Source organism: Longimicrobium sp. (assembly GCA_036389135.1).
Taxonomy (GTDB): Bacteria; Gemmatimonadota; Gemmatimonadetes; order Longimicrobiales; family Longimicrobiaceae; genus Longimicrobium.
In genome coordinates, this window is sequence record DASVQP010000102.1 from 31,187 (window position 1) to 51,258 (window position 20,072).

At 71.4% G+C, this 20,072-nt stretch carries 17 protein-coding genes; 14 read left to right on the forward strand and 3 right to left on the reverse strand.

The window, feature by feature from the left end; all coding sequences use genetic code 11:
• Both VF584_21630 and VF584_21635 read right to left on the reverse strand, forming a co-directional pair.
• Positions 1 to 789, reverse strand: a complete 789-nt coding sequence (locus tag VF584_21630; GenBank protein ID HEX8212791.1) for a cyclase family protein — start codon at positions 787 to 789, stop codon at positions 1 to 3.
• Positions 790 to 940: 151 nt separating this feature from the next.
• Positions 941 to 2,173, reverse strand: a complete 1,233-nt coding sequence (locus tag VF584_21635; protein HEX8212792.1) for an O-antigen ligase family protein — start codon at positions 2,171 to 2,173, stop codon at positions 941 to 943.
• Positions 2,174 to 2,451: 278 nt separating this feature from the next.
• On the opposite strand from VF584_21635, the gene VF584_21640 reads away from it, so the two are divergent.
• The 13 genes from VF584_21640 to VF584_21700 all read left to right on the forward strand — a co-directional run bounded on the left by VF584_21640 (position 2,452) and on the right by VF584_21700 (position 15,913).
• A complete protein-coding gene (locus VF584_21640) occupies positions 2,452 to 3,189 on the forward strand; it encodes a class I SAM-dependent methyltransferase (GenBank protein ID HEX8212793.1) in 738 nt (245 codons plus the stop codon).
• 5 nt (positions 3,190 to 3,194) lie between these two features.
• A complete protein-coding gene (locus VF584_21645) occupies positions 3,195 to 3,989 on the forward strand; it encodes an aldolase/citrate lyase family protein (protein ID HEX8212794.1) in 795 nt (264 codons plus the stop codon).
• Positions 3,986 to 4,936: an NAD(P)-dependent oxidoreductase gene (locus tag VF584_21650; GenBank protein ID HEX8212795.1), complete on the forward strand. Its 951-nt coding sequence runs from the start codon at positions 3,986 to 3,988 to the stop codon at positions 4,934 to 4,936. The genes VF584_21645 and VF584_21650 overlap by 4 nt, the downstream gene beginning before the upstream one ends.
• A gap of 15 nt (positions 4,937 to 4,951) precedes the next feature.
• Positions 4,952 to 5,737 (forward strand): glycosyltransferase, encoded by a 786-nt coding sequence (locus VF584_21655; protein ID HEX8212796.1) that lies wholly within the window; start codon positions 4,952 to 4,954, stop codon positions 5,735 to 5,737.
• Positions 5,734 to 6,477 (forward strand): class I SAM-dependent methyltransferase, encoded by a 744-nt coding sequence (locus VF584_21660; GenBank protein HEX8212797.1) that lies wholly within the window; start codon positions 5,734 to 5,736, stop codon positions 6,475 to 6,477. Before VF584_21655 ends, VF584_21660 begins: the two co-directional genes overlap by 4 nt.
• On the forward strand, positions 6,474 to 8,165 hold the full coding sequence (locus VF584_21665; GenBank protein HEX8212798.1) for a hypothetical protein: 1,692 nt from the start codon (positions 6,474 to 6,476) through the stop codon (positions 8,163 to 8,165). Before VF584_21660 ends, VF584_21665 begins: the two co-directional genes overlap by 4 nt.
• Before the next feature lie 137 nt (positions 8,166 to 8,302).
• Positions 8,303 to 9,469: a glycosyltransferase gene (locus VF584_21670; GenBank protein ID HEX8212799.1), complete on the forward strand. Its 1,167-nt coding sequence runs from the start codon at positions 8,303 to 8,305 to the stop codon at positions 9,467 to 9,469.
• Positions 9,470 to 9,523: 54 nt separating this feature from the next.
• Positions 9,524 to 10,453, forward strand: coding sequence for a glycosyltransferase family 2 protein (locus VF584_21675; GenBank protein HEX8212800.1), 930 nt, complete (start codon positions 9,524 to 9,526; stop codon positions 10,451 to 10,453).
• Positions 10,443 to 11,906: an oligosaccharide flippase family protein gene (locus VF584_21680; GenBank protein ID HEX8212801.1), complete on the forward strand. Its 1,464-nt coding sequence runs from the start codon at positions 10,443 to 10,445 to the stop codon at positions 11,904 to 11,906. Before VF584_21675 ends, VF584_21680 begins: the two co-directional genes overlap by 11 nt.
• Positions 11,907 to 11,985: 79 nt before the next feature.
• Positions 11,986 to 12,738 carry a class I SAM-dependent methyltransferase gene (locus VF584_21685; protein ID HEX8212802.1) on the forward strand — a complete coding sequence of 251 codons (753 nt, stop codon included), beginning with the start codon at positions 11,986 to 11,988 and terminating at the stop codon, positions 12,736 to 12,738.
• A gap of 64 nt (positions 12,739 to 12,802) precedes the next feature.
• Positions 12,803 to 13,954, forward strand: a complete 1,152-nt coding sequence (locus VF584_21690; GenBank protein HEX8212803.1) for a glycosyltransferase family 4 protein — start codon at positions 12,803 to 12,805, stop codon at positions 13,952 to 13,954.
• Between the two features lie 61 nt (positions 13,955 to 14,015).
• The gene (locus tag VF584_21695) at positions 14,016 to 15,044 is read left to right on the forward strand and encodes a glycosyltransferase family 4 protein (GenBank protein HEX8212804.1); all 1,029 of its coding nucleotides are present in this window, start codon (positions 14,016 to 14,018) and stop codon (positions 15,042 to 15,044) included.
• The gene (locus tag VF584_21700; GenBank protein ID HEX8212805.1) at positions 15,041 to 15,913 is read left to right on the forward strand and encodes an SDR family oxidoreductase; all 873 of its coding nucleotides are present in this window, start codon (positions 15,041 to 15,043) and stop codon (positions 15,911 to 15,913) included. The genes VF584_21695 and VF584_21700 overlap by 4 nt, the downstream gene beginning before the upstream one ends.
• A 1,165-nt stretch (positions 15,914 to 17,078) precedes the next feature.
• Here VF584_21700 and VF584_21705 read toward each other — a convergent pair.
• A complete protein-coding gene (locus VF584_21705; protein HEX8212806.1) occupies positions 17,079 to 18,887 on the reverse strand; it encodes a hypothetical protein in 1,809 nt (602 codons plus the stop codon).
• 454 nt (positions 18,888 to 19,341) lie between these two features.
• On the opposite strand from VF584_21705, the gene VF584_21710 reads away from it, so the two are divergent.
• Positions 19,342 to 19,548 carry a hypothetical protein gene (locus VF584_21710; GenBank protein ID HEX8212807.1) on the forward strand — a complete coding sequence of 69 codons (207 nt, stop codon included), beginning with the start codon at positions 19,342 to 19,344 and terminating at the stop codon, positions 19,546 to 19,548.
• The last annotated feature ends 524 nt before the right edge of the window (positions 19,549 to 20,072 follow it).

A 20,072-nucleotide genomic window follows, 5' to 3' on the forward strand; every position in this document is an offset into this window, starting at 1 on the left:
TCAGTAGAGCGCGAGGAGGCGCGTGGGTCCGCCGGTGCCGCCCTCGTGCTTGGGCGCGCCGACCACGAGGGTGGCGCCGCACGGGGGGACGCTGCCCAGGCTGGCGACGCACTCCAGCCCGTACTTCCCCGCCCCGAGCAGCACCTGATGGGCCTCGTAGGTGGTGGAGGCGCCAAAGTCCAGGCTGATGGTGTCGGTGCCGACGCCGGTGATGGCGCGCTCGTGCACCAGCCACTCCGCGGCCACACGGCTCCACCCCGGATGGTGCATCACCCCCGCGGCGTCCGCGTTCAGGAAGCGCCCCGGCTGCGCCACGCGCGGCTCCCACCCCGAGTCCATCACGACCACGGCGCCGTCCGGGATGCGTCCGTGCGCGCGCTCCCAATCCGTCAGGTCATCGACGGTCACGAGCGCGTCCTCGTCACGCGCGGCGCGCTCCGCCACCGACACCACCACCAGCGGCGCGAGGAAGCGCGACACCTCCAGCGCCTCCGCGGTCTGGCCGTTGGCCACGAAGTGCGCCGGGGCGTCCAGGTGGGTGCCGGTGTGTTCGGCGAAGGTCAGCTCGTTGGCGGCCCATCCATCTTTTTCCACGGCGGCCAGGTTCCGCATGCGAAACGGCTCGTAGAAGGGGAAGACGGGGAAGCGCGGGGAGAGGGTGTGGGTGAGGTCCGCCACGTGGCGGAAGGCGGGGCCGCCCTCGTGGGCGAAGCGGACCGCGGGTGCGAGCGTTTGCGCGTTGAGGCCGGCGCCGGCGAGCGCGGAGCGTACCACGTCCGGTGAGCACATCTGCGAAGTCGGGCAAGGGGTGAGGGGCCCGCTCACGGGCGGCGGGCGACAAGAATATCGGTCCGGCGCGGCGGAGAAACAACGACGGCCTCACACAGAGACACGGAGGGGACGGCAAGAGGGAACGGAAAGGGTGTCCGTCCGTGGGCTCTCAGTTCCTTTGCGGCTCCGTGTGGGCCTGCCGTTGCCCGGCCACGGCGATCAGCAGTAGGTAGATCCAGACGGTCGGATGGCGCAGGTAGTGGTGCGCCATGCCGAACACCAGGAGCGCGGCCAGCGCGGCGAAGTACGGAGGCTCGCGGAGAGCCCGATACGCCACGTGGAGGAGGAGCGCGCACAGGAGGATCGTTCCCAGGAGTCCGGTGGCGCTTCCCCAATCGATCAAGATGTTGTGCGCCTCCGCACGGTGCCCGGTCCACCGCCCGCTCAGGATGCGGGCGTGCCCCCCGGGGCCGAGCCCAACTACGGGAGAGGCCGCCGCCTCGCCGATGGCCGTCGCCCAGAGGGCGTTCCGCTCGGCTCCCGGTTCCTGGGCGGCGCGGATCTCGGCCACGCCCCGCGTCACCCGTTCCACGACGCGCCCGTCCACGATCACCAGCACCGCGGCGAGCAGCGGAGCGACGACGAGAAGCGTCCTGACACGGCGGGATCCGCCGCGCAGGGCAAGGACCCACGAGTGCACAGCGAACACCGCCGCACCCGCGCCCCACGCCAGAAAGAGTGCGTCGCTCTGGCTCGCCAGCCCCACGACCACGCTGCAGCACGCCAGCGCCGCTAGACCCCACCGCTCCCGCGCGCCGCGGTACCGCATGAGGCCGTGCAGGGCGAGAAAGGGCGTCAGGATCACCCCGAGGGTGAGCTGGTTCGGATTCGTGCTCCATCCCAGGAAGCGTCCCAGGCGCCACAGCCTCAGCGGGCCCAGATAGGTGGCGAATGCGCCGTACAGCAGAAGCGGGAACAGGACGAGGGTACACGCCACGATCGCGATCCACCCGGCGCTCCGGAGCTCGTCCACAGCCCAGGGCTTCGACGCCAGACACGCGACGATGGCCGCCACCAGCACGTAGGCCAGGAAGTCGCGCCCCGCGCCCGGGGAGGCGCGGCCCAGGCCCCAACCCGACATCCACCCGGCGAGCAGCACGGGGAGCGAGCAGGCCCAGAAGAGCAGAAAGGGCCGGATGGCGAGCGCGATCGCCGGGGGGGGCTTCCTGAGCGCCGCCACCGCGGACGACGCGCACCACGCCAGGAGGAGCAGCTCTCCCGGACCCACGGGACCCCAGAACCGGAGCTGGGTAGCCGGCACCAGCGCCACGCCCACCCCCAGCATGGCGGCGGAGACGCGGCGCGCCGTCGCCTCCCGGGGGTCCACCTGTCCGGCATCCATGCGAGCGAGATCTGTCGATTCGAAGGGGTGCTTCCATGACCGCGAGCCGGCTCGGGCCGGCCGGGTGCGCGCTGAGTGTCTCGCCTCAGGCGCGTCTTGTCAAACGGCTGCAGGGGGTACCCCGTCCTGTAGTCTTCCCGCGGGCAGATCCTCCTGGAACGCGCGACGAAAACGACTTGCTGCCAGATTGCTCCCGGAGTAGCTTCCGTGCGGCGAAGCGGCCCCGGCGCGCTTCCGCATCTGCAGGCGATGAATCCCTCCCGCCACTCGTCACCCGAATGCATCTTGGCTTCACCAGCGAGCGCCTCGCGCAATTGGCGCGCATGGAGCGCTGGCACTTCTGGTTCGTGGGCCGGCGCGCGCTGATCGACGGGCTCCTGGACCGCCACGTAGTTCGCCCGGAGCCGCGCGTCCTGGACCTGGGGTGCGGCACCGGGCTGATGCTGCAACGCCTGGAGCGCCGCGGATGCCGTGCGGTGGGGGTGGACATGCGTCCCGAAGGGCTGCGCCACCTCCGCCAGGCCAGCCCCGGCTCGCCCACGGTGCAGGCGGACGCGACTCACCTTCCATTCGCGGGGGACTCCTTCGACGCGCTGCTGCTGCTGGACATCGTGGAGCACGTGGACGACCGCGCGCTGCTCGCGGAGGTCCGCCGCGTCCTGCGGCCGGGCGGTGTGGCCGTGCTGACCGTGCCCGCCTTCCCCTGGCTCTGGAGCTACCGCGACGAGGCCGCGGGGCACCTGCGCCGCTACACCCGGCGCGGCCTCATGGGAAGCCTGGCCGGGGCGGGACTCGCGATCAGGGAGGTGCGCTACTACCAGTTCCTCCTCTTTCCATTGGTGGTCGTGAGCCGCTGGCTCGGCCGCCGGGGCGCCGCGATGAGAGACGCGGAGGAGCGGCCGGGCGGTGCTCTCAATGCGCTGCTCTCGCGAGTCAACCGGGCGGAGGCGGCGCTGGGCCGGTTCGTGCCCTGGCCGTGGGGCTCCTCGCTCGCGGCGGTGTGCGTGAAGGAGTGAGCCCGGTGCGCGACTTCGGTCTTCTGCTCTTCTCCAACCGGCCCGAGTTCGCGAGCCGCTCCGTGGCCGCGGGGGCGGCCGGGATCATCGTGGACTGGGAGCACCTGGGGAAGGCCACGCGCCAGCTCGACCGCGACACGGAGATCAACCGCCACACCGCGGCGGACCTCCGCCGGATCCGGGCATGCACCGACGCCCCGGTGATCTGCCGCGTCAACGGCGACCATGCGCGGCGGGAGGAGGAGGTAGAGGAGGCGGTGGCCGGAGGCGCGGACGAGATCCTGCTGCCCATGGTGCGAGCGGAGGCGGAGGTGGAGGAAGTGCTCGGCCAGGTGGCGGGGCGCTGCCGGGTGGGGATTCTCGTGGAGACCGTGGACGCGGTCGAGCGGGCGCCGCGGCTCGCGCGGCTGCCGCTCTCCCGCGTGTACGTGGGGCTGAACGACCTGCACATCGAGCGGGGCACCCCCAGCATCTTCACCTCGCTCGCGGACGGAACGGTGGAGCGCGTGCTCCGCTGCTTCCGGGTGCCTTACGGCTTCGGCGGCCTCACCCTGCCGGACCGGGGGAACCCGATCCCCTCCCGCCTCCTGATGGGGGAGATGATCCGGCTCGGCTGCCGGTTCAGCTTCCTGCGGCGCTCCTTCCATGCCGACGTCGCGGATCCCGCCACGGGGATCCCGCGCATCCAGGCAGCCCTCACGGCGATGCGGAGCCGGGATCCCGAAGCGGTGGCCCGCGACCGGGAGCTGCTGCTGGGGGCGGTTGGTGCACTGGACGCGCCCGCTCGCCGGCTGGCATGAGGGTGCTGCTGATGTACCCGCCGTCGCCGGCGCACCGCGCGGCGCTGGAGGAGGCGGCTCCCGGGGTGGAGATCCGCGTCGCGTCCTCCGCCGAGGACGCGGCGCGCCACATCGCCGGCGCGGATGCGGTGCTTGGCAACCGCTACTTCCTCCAGTCGCTCCCCCGCGCGCGCCGCCTGCGCTGGATGCAGTCCAACTCCATGGGAATGGATCTGGTGCTCTCCGCGGGCGAGCTGCTGGACGGGGTGGCCGTGACCAGCGTCCGCGGCGTCTACGACGACGAGGTGGCGGAGCACGCGCTGGCGCTCGCGCTGGCCCTCCTGCGCGATCTGCACCGCCTTCGCGACGATCAGCGCGAGCGGAGGTGGACGCGCCGCCCACTGGCCCGGCTCTCGGAGAGCCGGGCGCTCGTGCTGGGGTGGGGTGGGGTGGGGGTCGGGATCGCGCGCCGGCTGGCCGCCCTGGGCGTCCGGGTGGAGGGGGTGCGACGGAGCCATCGCGGCGCGGCCGCGGGGGACTCCACGGGCTTCCCGGTCTGGGGCCCCGACCGCTGGCGCGACCGGCTGCCCCACGCGGAGCTCCTCTTCCTGGCGCTCCCCCTCACGCCGGACACCCGCTGCCTGGTGGGGCGCGCGGAGCTGGCGGCGCTCCCGCATCATGCGCGGGTGATCAACGTGGGGCGCGGTGGGACCATCGACCAGGCGGCGCTCCTGGAGGCGCTGGCGGCGGGCCGGCTCGGCGGCGCCGCCCTGGACGTGCTGGAAGAGGAGCCGCCCTCACCGGACTTCGCGGGGTGGGCGGAGCCACGGCTGATCGTGACGCCCCACGTGGCGCGCAGCATGGAGCTTCCCCCACACCGCTGGGAGCCTCTCTTCGTGGAGAACCTCCGGCGGTTCGCGGCGGGCGAGCCCCTGTGCAACGTGGTGAGCCGCGAATTGGGCTACTGAGCCATGCGTCCACAGGTGAGCATCGTCATACCGGTATACCGCAACGCGGACACCCTGGCCGAGCTCTACCGGCAGCTGGCGCGCGCGGTGGGGGAGCGCTGGAGCCTGGAGATCGTCTTCGTGGACGACGCCTGCCCGGCCGGGTCGCTGGAAGTGCTGCGCCGGCTGGCGGCGGCCGACGGGCGCGTAGCCGTCGTCGCGCTCGCCGCGAACGTGGGGCAGAACCGGGCGGTGCTCACGGGGCTGGGCTACGCCAGGGGGAAGGTGGTGGTGGTGATGGATGCCGATCTCCAGGACCCTCCCGAGGCCGTCCCGCTCCTGGTGGACGCGCTCGGCCGCGGGCCGGCAGCGGTGTTCGCCGGGCGGCGCGGCTCGTACCAGCCGGCGGCCCGCATGGCGTGCACGCACGTCTTTCGCTGGGTGCTGCACCATCTCTCGATGCGTCGCCTGCCCCGCGACGCGGGACTCTTCGTGGCCATGAAGCGCGGCGTCGCGGAGCGGCTCGCCCGTTCCGCGGATCCCCGCCCGTACGTGGTGGGGATGATCGGGCGGGCGGGCGTCCCCGTGCACTCCATTCCGGTGGAGCGGCGGCCGAATCCAGCCGGCCGGTCGGGGTACAGCGGGTGGATGCGGCTGCGCCTCGCCGCCCAGGCCGTGGCGGGGCTGCTGGCCCCTCCCCGCGCGCCGGCCAGCGTCCCGGCGGTGCGCGTCGCGGAGCTCATCGGCGCCCCTTTTCACGAGCCCGCGCCTTACACTCTGGCCGCAAGCACCCCGGCCCCACTCACCACCGAGCCACGATGAACCATTCGACCCCGTCGCTGCGGGAGCACAACCGGCAGCAGATCGACTACTTCGAGGGTACCCTCAAGCGCACCATGGTCCCGACGGAGACGCCGTACGTGCGGCGCCACGTGGACGAGCTCGTCCGGTTCGCGGAGATCGGCCCCGACGACCGGGTGCTGGAGGTGGGGTGCGGGATGGGACGCTACACGCTGCCCCTCGCCCGGCGAGGGGTGAACGTGGAGGGGCTGGACCTCGCCCCCGCTCTGCTGGAGCGGCTGCGCGCCTACGCGGACGGCCTGGAGATCCCCCTCCACTGCGCGGACATCATCGATCATCCGCCGGAGCTGAGGGGGCGATTCGACGCGGTCGTCGGCTTCTTCACGCTGCACCACCTGCACGACCTGGAGCTCTGCTACGCGGCGATGGCGAAGCTGGTGCGGCCGGGCGGACGCATCGTCTTCCTGGAGCCCAACGCCTACAATCCGCTGTACTACATCCAGATCCTCGCCACCCCCCGGATGACTTGGGAGGGGGACGGAGGGATCGTCCACATGCGGCGCAACCGGGTGTTTCGCGCAATGCGCGCCGCCGGCCTGGTGGGGGCGGAGCTGCGCCGCTTCGGCTTCTTCCCCCCGTTCCTCACGAACCGCCCCGCGGGCGCGTCAGCGGAGCGTGTGCTGGAGCGCGTGCCCCTGTGGCGCGCGGCCCTCCCGTTCCAGCTCTTTCGCGGCGACCGCCCCGCCGTGTCCCCGGGGTGAGCTCCGGCTCGCGCGCGGCGAGCGTCACGGTGGGGTGGCGCGCGTGGGCGGCGGCGGGTGCCGCCGTCTTCGCGCTGGCGCTTGCGTTCAGCGCCGCCAGCGGGTTCGGGATGGCGGACGAGGCCTGGTACCTGCGCGTGATCTACCGGGTGCTTGCGGGGGAGGTGCTCTACCGGGACGTCTTCCTGGGGGTCACCCCTCTTTCGGTCTACGTGGTCGCGCCGCTCGCGGCCCTGTTCGGGACGGAAGTCCTGGTGGTCAAGGCCGTAGTGGCGCTCTGCTTCACCGCGTCGGTGCTGACCGGCTGCGGGATCTGCCGGCAGCTCGGCCTCGGGTGGCGCCCCACACTCACGTTCGGCGCTTCGCTGTTCGTGTACCTGCTGCCGGGGGCCACGCTCCTGGGCTCGCCGTACTCCGTGCTCGCGCAGGCACTCCTGCTCGGCTGCTTCGCGTGCGCCCTGCGGTGGCTGCACGACGCGCGGGCGCCCGCCGGCGGGCCGGGGGCGGGGCGGGGCATGCTGGCGGCGGCGGGGACGGCGGCGGGGCTCTGCTTCATGGCCAAGCAGAACATCGGGGTGTTTGCGCTGGCCGCACTGATGGCCACCGTGGTGGTCGCGTCCCGCGGCGCTCGCCCGCGGGCCGTTCTCGGCCGTCTCGCGCTGATAGCGGGCGTCTTCGCGGGCGTGGTGGCGCTCGTGGCCGCTCCCGTGGCGGCGAGCGGGGGGTTGGAGGCGCTCGTCGATTACGGCTTCACGGGAAAGGGCGCCTACGTGCGCGCGGGGCGCATCTCGTATTGGGACGGGGTGGCGGAGCTCGTCTCGGTGCTGGGCGCCCTCCCGGACCGGCTCTCCATGCGCTTCCTCTGGCAGCACCAGTTCGCCCTTCCGTTCGTCGTCTTCCCGGTGATGCTGGCGGCCTGGAGCGGGGCGGAGCCGGAGCGGCGGATCGAGTGCGCCGCCGTGCTCCTCTTCGTGGCCGCGGGATTCCTGGGGGTCTTTCCCCGGGCGACTGCCTCCCACCTCGCGCTCGGGAACCCGCTCCTCCTGCTGGGCCTGGTCCACGGCTGGGACCAGCTCCGCGCCCGCGCCCCGGCTCCGCGTCTGGTGGAGGCGGCCGCCGTGGCGTGGGTGGGAATCCTCCTGGCCGGCACGGCGTACGTGCCGGTTCGGCTGCTGGCCTCGGGCCGGCTCGAGCTCTCGAGGCTTCCCCATTTCCGTGGCGTGGTGGTGGACCCCGGGTTGTCCCGCAGAGCGCTTTCCACGGCGCGGCAGCTGTCGGGCTCTACGAGCGACCGCGAGATCTTTCTCATCACCCCGCACGCGGGATTCTACTATCTGCTCACGGGGCTCGATAACCCGACGCCATACGACTACCCCATGGTGACCGCCTTCGGCTCCCGCGGAGAGGCGCGAGTGGAGGCGATGCTGCGCGGGGGGCGCATCCGGGCCGCGTGCGTTGACCCGGCCATCCCCCCGGTCCTTCACCCCGCCCGTGTGGTGAACGCGGTCCGGGGCCAGCTGCGCTTCAGCCACCCCACGCGGCTCTGCTCCGTGTACGCCGCCCCTGACGCCGCGCGTCCGCCGCGCCGGGCGCGAGATCACGTCCGCCGGCCCGGGCGGGCAGGCGCTGAGTGCGTCGCCCGGGCCGCGTGCCATCAGGCGGTTGCAGGCGGCCACCCCGTTCCGTAGTCTTCCCGCGGCACCTACGCGACACCGCGCGCGGGGCGCCCTGGCCCACGATCGGGAGGACCGCAATCGCGCCGCACGAAGAATCCGCATCCCCCGGCCCCCTTCCGGGCGGCGACGTCGTGCACCTCGTGGCCAGGATGGGCCAGCCATCCAGCGGGCAGGCGCGGGCCGTGTGGGACCTCGCGGCCGCGCAGGGGGAGCTCGGCTGCCGCGTGGCCATCCACACCACCAGCGGCTGGGCGGACGACCCGGTCGCCGACGCCGCCGTGCCGGTGCGCCCCCGCGTCAGGGTCTTCCCCGTCGCCGGACCCGCCTCCATCGGCTTCAGCCCCGCGGCGGAAAGGTGGGCGCGCTCCCCGGAGGCGGCCGGGTTCCCCGTGCTGCACCAGCACGGGATCTGGCAGGCCTTCTCGCGGGTGACCCTCGGCTGGCGCGAGCGGCTGCGCCGGCCCACCGTCGTGGCTCCGCACGGCAGCCTGGATCCGGCGGTGCTCTCGCACTCGCAGTGGAAGAAGGCGCTCGCGAGGCTGGCGTACGAGGGGCGGAACCTCGCAGGCGCCTCGTGCCTCCACGCCACCGCCGCCGGCGAGCTCCTCCAGCTGCGGGAGCTGGGGTTCAGGAACCCCGTCGCCGTCCTTCCCAACGGCGTATCGGAGGCGTGGCTCTCCAGCGTGGGCGATGCCGCGCGCTTCCGCGCCGCGCACGGGCTGTCCGCGAACGCACGAATCCTCCTGTACATCTCGCGCATCCATCCGCTCAAGCGGCTGATGACGCTGGTGGAGGCATTCGGGAGCAATCGCCGCCTGCTGGACGGGTGGGAGCTCGTCGTCGCGGGCCCCAGCTACCATCCGGCGTACCTGCACGCGGTGCAGACGCGCATCGCCGAGCAGGGGCTTTCAGCGCGAATTCACGTCGTGGGGGAGCTGCGCGGTGCCGCCCGCCGGGATGCCTTCGCGGCCGCCGAGCTGATGGTACTGCCGTCGCGGAGCGAGAACTTCAGCCTGGTGGTGGCCGAGGCGCTGGGCGTGGGGGTGCCGGTGATCGCCACGCGCGGCGCGGTCGCGTGGGAGGCGCTGGAGACCGAGCGGTGCGGGTGGTGGGTCAATCCCGATCTCGCTAGCTTGGAAGGTGCCCTGCTCTCCGCCACGCGCCGGACCCCGGCGGAGTTGCGCGCAATGGGCGGGCGCGGGCGTGCCCTGGTACTGCGCGACTACCGCTGGGCTCCCATCGCCCGCCGGACGCTGGAGCTGTACTCGTGGCTGGCGGGCGACGCGGCCCGCCCGGAGTTCGTGGCGGTGGGCTAGACCAGCTCCATCAATCCGGCGGCCGACCGAATTTCCAGCTCCACGGAAGCAGCCTTGAGCATCGCCATCGCCATCACGACGTACCAGCGGCCCCGCCTGCTGGCGCGCCTCCTGGAGAGCATACGGGTCCAGGAGGCGGAGCCCGCGCTCGCTTCGTCGCTGCACGTGGTGGTGGTGGACAACGATGCCGCCGCTCCGGCCCGCCCCCTCGTGGATACGGCACGCCCGGGATTCCCCTTTCCACTGCACTACTCGGTGGAACCCGTCCGGAGCATCTCCCTCGCCCGGAACCACGGGGTGCGGATGGCGCTGGAGCTCGGCGCGCGCTTCGTCGCCTTCATCGACGACGACGAGGAGGCGAGCCCGGGGTGGATCGCCGAGCTCGCGCGGGTCCAGCGCGAATGCCGCGCGGACGTCGTGTGGGGGCGCGTGGTGCCGCGCCTGCCGGAGGGCACCCCCCGGTGGGTGGCGCGGGGGGGGTTCTTCGACCGCGGCTCGTACCCAACGGGAAAGCGGATGACGGTGGCCGAGACCGCCAACGCCCTCGTCGCGGCCCATCTGCTGAGCGCGCCGGAGGGTCCGTTCGACCCCCGGTTCGGGATCTCCGGAGGCGGCGACAGCCACTTCTTCCGCCGCGTGGTAGACGCGGGCGGCACCATCGTGTGGGCGCACGACGCGGTGGTGTTCGAAACCGTGCCCGTGGAGCGGGCGAACGCCCGGTGGATCCTGCGGCGCGCCTTCCGCAACGGAAACGGCTCGGTTTACGTGGAGCGGGCGGTCAGCCCCGCTCGCCGGTGGCTCCCTCCCCGCCTGGCCAGGGCGACGGGCCGCATCGCGCTGGGGATGGTGATGCTCCCCGCGGCTCCCCTGCGCGGCCGGGCACTGGCGGTGGCCGCGCTGCGGAACATCGCGATCGGCCTGGGCGCGTACTCCGGCATCCTCGGCTACCGCTACGTCGCCTACCGGCAGGTCGATGGAAGCTGACCGGGGGCACGCGGGCGGGTCCCTTCGCGGCACCGTGGTGCGGGAGACTCTCTGGAACGCGGCGGGCGCATACAGCGGGCTGCTCCTGGGGCTGGTGGTTACCGCCGTCCTCGCGCGCGTGCTGTCGCCCGCGGACTTCGGGGTCGTCGCCGCCGTCGTCGCCTTCACGGCTTTCTTCGAAGCGGTGGCGGAGCTGGGCTTCGTGGGGGCCCTGCTCCAGCGGCGCGACCTCACGGAAGCCGATCTGTCCGGCGTCTTCTGGCTGGCGCTCGCCGCGGGAGGCGTCCTCTACCTCGCGCTGTACGGTGGGGTCTCGCTGCTGGGCGGGCTGTTCGAAACCCGGGGGTTCACGGCGGTCCTGCGCATCCTGGGCCTCAACGTCTTCCTGGTGGCGCTCCTGGTGGTGCCCAAGGCCATCCTGCGGCGGCGGCTGGAGCTGCGTCGCCTCTCCCTGGCGCGGCTCGCCGGGGTGGCCGCCGGGGCCGCGGCCGCCATTCCGCTGGCGCTCTCGATGCACGGCCATTGGGCGCTGGTGGGCCAGAGCCTGGCCGGCTACGGCACGGAGCTGCTCGCCGTCTGCTGGTTCGCGCGCTGGCGGCCGCGGCTGGAGCTCAGGCCGCGGGTGAGCGGGGCGCTGGCGCGGTTCTCCCTGTCGATGTTCTTCCAGATCGCCGTCAACTACTGGTCGCGCGGCGCGGGGAGCCTGCTGATCGCCCGCTTCGGCGCGGCCCCGCTGGGCGAGTACAACCTGGCGCAGCGCCTGGTAGGGATCCCCATGCAGCTGCTCTGGAGCGCGCTGGGGCCCATGCTGCACCCCGCGTACGCCATCATGGGCGACGACCTGCCGCGCCTGCGCGCCGCGTACTCGGACCTCCTTCAGCTCACCGGCATCCTCAGCCTCCCCCTGGCGGCGGTGCTGGGGCTCACCGCGGACCGGCTCGTCCCGCTCCTGTGGGGGCCGCAGTGGACGGCGAGCATCCCGCTGGTGTACGCGCTGCTTCCCGTGGCCGCGGTGCAGCCCCTGGCCGCGGTGGGGGCCCCGCTCTTCATGGCGCGGGAGCGGACCGGCCTCATGCTGCGCGTGACGGTGTTCAACGCGGCCGTCCTGCTGGCGGCGATGGCGCTGGGGCTGCGCTGGGGAGCGGCGGGGGTGGCCTGGGGATACTCCGTCGCGTACCTCTGCATCGCGTTTCCCTGCGCGAGCGGCGTGGTGCAGGCGCGGGTGCTGCACGGCACCCTCCGCGAGCTCGCGGCGTGGCTCTGGCGTCCGCTCGCCACCTGCGCCGTCGTCCTGGCGGGCGGATGGGCGGCGCGGGTGTTGGCCGGCTCCACTCCTCCCCTCGCCGGGCTGCTGGCGATCGCGTCGGCGTCGCTGCTCGCGTGGGGGCTGGCCGTGCGCGCGCTGGCGTGGCCGCTGGTGCGGTCGGTCGCCCGCGCACGGGGAGGCCCGTGACGTGCTCGCGCGGCGTATCTCCGCGTACCGGGCTCCTCACTCCACCCGCGGCGAACTCCTTGCTACGCGCTGTCGTACGATGCTGAAACGAGCCCTGCGCAGGATACGCCTCTGGCGCGCCCCCGACTTCGTCACCTGCGAAGGCGTGCGGCTGCCGCCGCCGCACCTGCGCTTCTGCGGCGCGGAGTTCCAGGACGACCGCTACTTCCTGGCCTCGGCGCGAGGAGAGGCGCGCCGCCTGGCAGAGGAAGCGGGTCTCACCTCCCGCAGCCGGGTGCTGGACGTGGGGTGCGGACCGGGACGCCTCGCCATCGGGCTGCTGGACCTTCCGGGCGGTGTCGCGGAGTACCTGGGGCTGGACGTGCACCGGCCCTCCATCGACTGGTGCACGCGCCACCTCGGGCGATCCCACCCGGCGTTCCGCTTCCACCACGTGAACGTGCGCAACGACCGCTACAACCCGGACGGCTCGCAGCAGGCCGGCGCCGTGCGGCTCCCCGCGGAGAGCGCGAGCCACGACATCGCCTACCTGTACTCCGTCTTCTCGCACATGCTTCCAGCGGACGTGGAGGGGTACCTGCACGAGCTCCACCGCGTCCTGGCCCCCGGCGGAACGCTGTTCTTCACCGGCTTCGTGGAGACGGAGGTGCCCGAGGTGAGCGTGAACCCGCCCGGGTACGTGCGCTCGTGGAGCGGACCGCTGCACTGCGTGCGGTACGAGCGCGGATACGTGGAGCGGATGCTCGGCGCCGCCGGATTCGCGATGGAGAAGCTCGCGCACGGCACCGAGACGGACCGGCAGAGCGCCATCTTCGCTCGCCGCACCCCCTGACGCGGATGACCCTGGAACGCGCCTGGAGGCGGGTGATGCGCGACGTCGTACCGGTGTGCGTGAAGTGAAGCGGATCACTCTGCTCGCCTCGGACCTGTCGCAGAACGCCCTCGCCCGGGGGTACCTCCTCGCGGAAATTCTGGCGCGCGACTTCGAGGTCGAGATCGTGGGAACGCGCTTCGGGGATGCGTTGTGGGCGCCGGCCCGGAGCGGTTCGATCCCTATCCACGCCGTTGCGGGGGCTCGCTGGCCGGCGTATGCGCTGCGCATCCGGGAGCTGCTCCAGCGCATCCGCGGCGACGTGGTGTACGCGATCAAGCCGCTCCCTGCCAGCTTCGGAGTCGCGCTGCTGGACCGGGTGCGGAGCGGACGTCCGGTGGTGCTGGACGTGGACGATGACGAGCTCGCCTTCCGCCCGCCCGCCATGCTCCGGCGCCCGCGCGGCTTCGCGGAGAGCGTCGGCCACCCGAACGGCCGCTACTGGGCCGGCCGCGCGATCGGCCGCATCCCCCTTGCGGATGCCGTGACGGTGGCCAGCCGCGGGCTGCAGCGCCGCTTCGGGGGCGTGCTGGTGCCGCACGCCAAGGACACGGAGCGCCTTCGCCCGCGCCCGGAGTGCCGCGACGCCGCGAAGGCCCGGCTGGGCGTGGCGGGGCGGCGGGTGGTGATGTTCATGGGGACTCCGCGTGTCCACAAGGGGATCGAGGACGTGGCCGATGCGGTGCCGCGGCTGAGGAACGATGCCGTGTTCGTGGTAGCCGGCGCCGACCCGGCCGACGGGTACGTGCGGGCGCTGATGGACCGCTTCCCCGCCGTCGTCTTCCATCCGCCGTATGCCCTGGAGGAAGGCCCTTTCCTCCTGCAGGGCGCGGACGCCGTCGTCGTGCCGCAGCGGCTGCGTGCGGAGTCGGCGGTGCAGATGCCGGGGAAGCTGCTGGAGGCCATGGCCATGGCGAAGCCCATCGTCTCCACCGCGGTGTCCGACATCCCTGAAGTGCTGGCGGAGGGGCGCGGCCACGTGGTGCCCCCCGCGGACCCGGCGGCGATCGCGGCGGCGCTGGACCGGATCTTCGACTCCCCGGAAGAGGCGGAGCGGATGGGCCTCCGCGCGCGGCGCTGGTGCGTGGAGAACGCGAGCTACGACAGCACGCGCGAGACGCTCCGCCGCGTGATGACGGATGCGCTCGCGGCGGCGGAGCCGCGCCGGTCCCGATGACGAGAACGACCACGTGGAGCCGCGCCGCCGGATGCGTCCGCCGCCGCCATACCCAGCCGATATGACGATCACCCTCCTCGCACCGCTCGCCGCACTGGCCGCCAGCTTCCTGCTGACGCGCGTCGTGCTCGGCTACGCGATCCGGCGGGCGATCCTGGACTTCCCCAACCACCGCAGCTCGCACGACGCCCCAACCCCTCGCGGAGGGGGGTTGGGAATCGCGTTTCCCGTGCTGGCGGGCACCGCCATCCTGGGCCTCACCGGGTTCATCCCCGGGCACCTCGCCGCCGGCATTCTGGGCGGAACGCTGGTGGCGGCGGTCGGCTGGATGGACGACACCGGCCGCCTGAAGGGGCGGATGCTGGGACCGCGGATGCTGGTGTACCTGGCCGCGGCGGTGTGGGGCGTGGCGTGGGCCGGCGGCCTCGCCGGGCTGTCGCTGGGAGTCACGCGGCTGCATCTCGGGTGGGCAGGGGGTGCGATCGCGGTGATCGGCTGCGTGTGGATGGTCTGCCTCTTCAACTTCATGGACGGCATCGATGGGATCTCGGGTACGGAGGCCACGACCGCCGGGCTCTGGGGCGGCGTGCTCCTATGGCTGTCGGGGAGCCACGACCTGGCCGTCATCGCGCTGATGGTGGGTGCCGCCGCCGCCGGGTTCCTGGTGTGGAACTGGGCGCCGGCGCGCATCTTCATGGGCGACGTGGGGAGCTGCCTCCTCGGCTTCTGCTTCGCCATCATCGCCCTCGCGTCCGAGCGCGCGGGCGCGGTGCCGCTGCTGGTGTGGATGATCCTGCTCGGCGTCTTCGTGTTCGACGCGACGGTGACGCTGCTGCGCCGGGTCGTGCGCCGGGAGCGCTGGCGCGAGGCGCACCGGAGCCACGCATACCAGCGGGCGGTGCAGTCCGGCTGGACCCACCGCCAGGTGAGCGCGGGCGTGGCGGTGACCAACGTCGCGCTCGGCGTCCTAGCGACGGTGGGATGGCGGCGGCCGGCGCTCCTTCCGGTGTGCCTGCTGGCCGCGCTCGTCCTCCTCGCCGCGATCTACCTCTGGGTGGAGCGCAGGGCGCCCATGGCGCGGGTCCAGTGACGAGGGTCCTGGTCGTGGGCGGCACCGGCATGCTGGGCCACAAGCTGGTGCAGCTTCTCGGCGCCGACCCCGCGCTGGAGCTGCACGCCACGGTGCGGCGCGTCCCACCCCCCGAGTTCGCGGGCGGCCTCGTCACGTACCACGCGGACGTCGACGTGGCGTACGGCTCCACGCGCGTGCGCGAGCTGCTGGGGGCGCTTCGGCCGGACGTGGTGGTCAACGCGGTGGGCGCCATCAAGCAAAAGGATCTCCACTCCGCCGTCGATGAGACGTTCTACCTGAACGGCGTCTTGCCGCACCTCCTGGCGCTCCACGGCGCGCGCCTGATCCACGTCTCCACCGACTGCGTGTTCCGGGGCGACCGCGGAGCGTACACGGAGGCCGAGCGCCCGGACGCGGAGGACCTGTACGGCCGGTCCAAGGCGATGGGCGAGGTGGACTACGGCCGCCACCTGACGCTGCGTACCTCCATCATCGGCCCGGAGATCTCGGGCCACCTGGGGCTCCTCGGCTGGTTCTTGTCGCAGCCGCGCGGCTCCACGATGCGCGGGTACTCCCGCGCCATCTACAGCGGTCTCCCCACCGTCACCCTCAGCCGCACCATCCACCGCCTGATCGGCGACGACTCTCCGCTCTCCGGCATCTACCACGTGGCGAGCGAGCCCATCGACAAGCACACGCTGCTCCAGCGCCTGAACGAGGCGCTGAAGCTGGAGCACACCATCCTCCCCGACGATTCCCTCCGCATCGACCGCTCCCTGGACGACCGCCGCTTCCGCGAGGCCACGGGCACCCCGCGCCCCGGCTGGGACGAGCTGGTCGCGGAGCTCGTCGAGGATCTCCGCACTTCGCCGTACGCGTACCCGTGACGGCGGGCCCCCTCCCCCGCTCGTTCCTCGCGGCCCCTCCCCCAAAACTACCTGGGGGAGGGGCGTTCCGTCCCCGCACCGTCTTTCGTGCATCCCACAAACCGGTAGGGGCGGACCTGCGTGTCCGCCCACCTTGCCCCGCCTCGACTACCGCCCAACGGCACCGGAATCCTGTAGGGGCCGCCCCACGTGGCTGCCCGTGCCCCGCGCACACGCCGCGGCCCGGGTTCCAGCAGCGTAACAACTGGCGATTGTGCACCTGATCCGAAGGGCGGTAGCGGGGGCAGTGACCGTTATAAGTCAATGAGGATCGGTGCCCGTACGAAGTCCGCAGTGTCTGCACCGCTCCGCAAAGGGATTGAACAATCCCCCGCGCCAGCAGAAGTGCCGCCCGCATTCTGGACAGGGCCAGCGAGATAGGCGGTAGCTCTGGACCCAAAACGCTACCACCACCGCCGGAAACGCGGGAAGGAGCAGAAACCTCACGAAATAAACGGCGTTGCTCAACGCAACCAGTGTCATGAGTGCGATCGGCCCCCCGAACCAAACCCCGAAAAACCGAATCCTGAGTCGGTGGTACGGCTCCCACACATCCATTTCGTCAGCGCGGTTCGCAGTCATGTCTTACGTTCGCGAGAACTGGTTGATATCGCCTGGAAGCACGCGAAGATCCGCCTTCGGTGACTCGGCGGAAAGGCCGGGTTTGCGACGCGCCCACCTGGCCCTTGGCGCCGTCCGGTAGCACGGAGCGTGAATCTACTGCGGGGTGAGGGGCTTGTCGTCAGCGGCGGTACTCTCGCCTCGCCGGCTAGATCCTTCGGTCGCCGCAGGAGTACGGATTGCGGGACCTGCATCGAGGATGCGGCTTCCTCAGGATGACAGAAATGGACCTCCGGCGAACTCGCGTGTTCCAGGGCGTGGCTTACGGACGGGCCACCTCCCGCGTCCACCAGGCGAGTCGTCAGCCGCTCGCGCTCGAAGGGCTTCAGGAAGTAGCGGCGGCCACGCGCGCCTCGAAGCCAAAGCGCGATCGCAAACAACACCGGTCCACAGAGTAGATATCCTCCCAACGCCAAAGGGCAGCCGCTCACCCCGCAAAGAGTTCGCGACTGCCCGTAAGCGCGTTCAGTACCTGGCACGCCCCGCGCCTGTGGCTACGGCGGGGTCATTGCCGCCGGGGGCTTGCCCGGGCCGCACCGCGCACCGCGCGAAGCTCTCCAAATATCTTGCTGAACTTCCGGTTGTTGAGCGGCGCCCGCACGGAGTCCGCGGGCTCCGGCGCTTCGACGGGGCCTCCGACCATCAGGAAGCTGAAGTCGCCGCCGCCCACCTGCGCGTTGCCGTGGCACCCCATGCACCCGCCCATGTTGTACGCCTTGCCCCCCGTGTACACGTTCTTGATGGGGCCGTTGGCGCCGGGCTGCCCTGGCGAAGGGCACCCGGCGATCGGCGAACTCGCGTTGCTGCCGCACCAGTCCGTGATCAGGTTGCCTCCCGATATCGTTGCCTGAGTGCTCTGCCCCGTGCCGGCAACCACAAAGCCGGGCTGGAACCGGCCGCTGAACGTCTGGAGATTGTGGTCCGTCTCCACGACGATGTTGGCCTGGTAGTACGTGGCGGAGTCCGCGCCGGTGTAGTTGACCCCCGCCGTCGGCTTGTCGATGGGCTGGTACTGCACGTTGATCAGCTTGTAGTACTGCCACACCGCCGGCGGCAGGCCGTGGGCCGCCGCGTACTGCGTCATGGCCGCGTGCGCCGCCGTGTTGGCCTCGACGATCTCCTCGGGAATGCCGCGCACCCGGCGGTTGATGGAGATGATTCCCTCCGTCTGGCCTTGCCTCGGCGTATTGACGTAGTACAGTCTTGCGCCCGGCGTGCTGTTGGCGCTGTCCGGCGAGAACCGCTGGATGTTCGCCTGGGAGTATCCGTTGGGCGCGGGGGACCGTGCGCTCCGCACGGACAGCGGCGGAGCCGAGTACATGGCCTGCAGCGTGTCGAAGCCGGGGTTCAGGTTTCCGTTCGCGTCCTCGACCCGCCGGCCGTTGCGCGACAGGATGTTGTCCGCCTGCTCGAAAGTGGCGAACACGAAGTGGGGCCGGCTCGGCGTCTTCTGAATGATGTGCAGCGCCACCAGCCCCATCGTGGTGTCGACGTAGGTGGTCTCGTTGGCATAGTAGCGAACCCGCGTCTGGTAGAAGCGTCCGCTCCGCGCCTCCGCGGTCGTCAGCTCACGCCAGGCCGCCTTGAGCTCGATGGTCCCGTTGGGCAGGCTGACGCCATTGGCGGAAGTGTTCGGCGGCGGGCTGTTCTTGTTCGCCACCACGTACTTGCTGCTCGAACTGTTGGCATTGGCCACGGTGGCCGAGTCGAAGTACTTGTTTGCGGCCACGTACTCGTATTCCGCGCGATTGGCCTTGGCCGTGAACAGGATCAGCCCGTTGAGCGCCGTCCGCCCCGTCCCCACACCCGCATACATGGCGTCCAGCCCGATCTCGTTCGTCTCGTCCAGGTTGATCCATGGGACCGAGGCCGAAGCGATACCGTTTGCCGGCCTGACACCGTTCTGGTACGTGTAGCGCGGCAGCGAGTCATAGCCGTACGAGTTGGTGCCGGAGCTGTTCGTGGCGTAGCCGTAGGGCGTGGAGCCAGTGGGCGAGAAGATCTCGACCTTGGACCGGAACGTGTGCCACACCAGCGGCCGGGGATCGTTCGGCACGCCGAACGTCGCCGTGTCGTCCGCGACGTCGCGCGTGCTGTCCGCGCCCGTCTGCCGCACGGCGGGCCAGTTGAGCGCGATGAACTCGTTCCACGCGAACGCCGCCGCACTCGACAGCGTGGTATCCGTGGTGGCGAGGTCTGACGGCACGTTTGGGGTAATGGTGATTGCGGCCGTGTCGCGACTTGGAAACCCGGCCAGCGTCACGGCCGTCACCAGCACCAGCCCGGCACCTGCCTTCTTGAGCACGTTCGCCATGCGTTTCCTCTGATAAAGTGGGGATGTGATTGAGTCCGCGCGGCGCTGCGGCTCGGGCGTGGGGAGGTACCGGAAGGGGCTCTGTCCGGGAGACGGCCAGCTCGAGCCAGGGACGAAGTGCGGAGGTGCGGGAAGTGCTCGCGCAGGCGGGTGCGTTGGAGCTCTGTAGCAGGATGTAGCAGCGCGTAGCAAGAACAGGATAGGGTGCCACGGCCGGGTGTGTCAACATTTTTTTTCGGATAGCGGGTGTTGCACCCGACGCCACGAACGGCTCAGCGGTGAGTGATGATTCCTGCGGAACCGTTGGCTTGTGCCTGTTGTGAAACGCGGGCCGCGGAGGTGCAGCGCGGCTACTCAGCCCTTCGCGGGCGCCACCTCCCGCATCCAGTCCTCCAGGTGGGTCGTCAGGCGCTCGCGCTCGAAGTACTCCAGGAAGCCGTGTCCCCGCGCGCCCATGGCGTTGCTGCGCCTGCGGCGTACACTGTTCCGAACGCGAGCCGACGACCTTCCCGATCCCGACACGCCGGTGAAACCACCAGCGGCGCTGAGCGATGTCGACGTACATCTTCTTCAGGTTGTGCTGCTGCGCCCCGCGCACCCGCACAAACCGACCGGGGCTGATCCGCTGGCGTCCGGCGTCCCGCTGCTTTCCCCTACCTGAATCCGCCCGGAGTGCCGGTGGTGTTTTCTGCTGATACAATGCCGCGAGTCGTAAACAAATCCTGACGCCGAAAGCCGTCCTGCGCCTATCCGTTTTCGGAGCCGAAAGCCCGATACTGTGGACTCACCCACTCCTCACCGCCAACGAGCGGTGTGGGTTGCGCTTAGGGAAGAGTGCTGCGTGCCCACAAGGCCTTCGCCGGCGTCGTCGTTCGGCCAGCGCTCACGGCGAAAGCTCACGCCCAAGCCAGGTCACGAGCATGTTCATCCGCCCCACGGCATCACTAGCGGCTGGCCACGACCGGAGACCACGGCAAAAGTCTATTGCCGTGGTCTCGTACCTCAACATCAGCTGTTGCGGTCCTGCTGTGGTGATTCAACCTTTGTACTGCTTCAGCGGTTCCCGAACAAATCGCCTGCTCGTGAGAGTTACACCTTCGCCGGTGATCACGCCGCTGCTTTGATCGGCTCCTTCCGGCGCCGCTCTCGTTCGCGGCGGCCCTGCTCAAGCTTCTCCCTCCGCTC

Bases quoted from the DNA above. Each gene is read 5' to 3' on its own strand.
- VF584_21630 (HEX8212791.1), bottom strand. From the start codon at position 789: ATGTGCTCACCGGACGTGGTACGCTCCGCGCTCGCCGGCGCCGGCCTC.
- VF584_21635 (HEX8212792.1), bottom strand. From the start codon at position 2,173: ATGGATGCCGGACAGGTGGACCCCCGGGAGGCGACGGCGCGCCGCGTC.
- VF584_21640 (HEX8212793.1), top strand. From the start codon at position 2,452: ATGCATCTTGGCTTCACCAGCGAGCGCCTCGCGCAATTGGCGCGCATG.
- VF584_21650 (HEX8212795.1), top strand. From the start codon at position 3,986: ATGAGGGTGCTGCTGATGTACCCGCCGTCGCCGGCGCACCGCGCGGCG.
- VF584_21660 (HEX8212797.1), top strand. From the start codon at position 5,734: ATGAACCATTCGACCCCGTCGCTGCGGGAGCACAACCGGCAGCAGATC.
- VF584_21670 (HEX8212799.1), top strand. From the start codon at position 8,303: ATGGGCCAGCCATCCAGCGGGCAGGCGCGGGCCGTGTGGGACCTCGCG.
- VF584_21680 (HEX8212801.1), top strand. From the start codon at position 10,443: ATGGAAGCTGACCGGGGGCACGCGGGCGGGTCCCTTCGCGGCACCGTG.
- VF584_21685 (HEX8212802.1), top strand. From the start codon at position 11,986: ATGCTGAAACGAGCCCTGCGCAGGATACGCCTCTGGCGCGCCCCCGAC.
- VF584_21695 (HEX8212804.1), top strand. From the start codon at position 14,016: ATGACGATCACCCTCCTCGCACCGCTCGCCGCACTGGCCGCCAGCTTC.
- VF584_21705 (HEX8212806.1), bottom strand. From the start codon at position 18,887: ATGGCGAACGTGCTCAAGAAGGCAGGTGCCGGGCTGGTGCTGGTGACG.
- VF584_21710 (HEX8212807.1), top strand. From the start codon at position 19,342: ATGGCGTTGCTGCGCCTGCGGCGTACACTGTTCCGAACGCGAGCCGAC.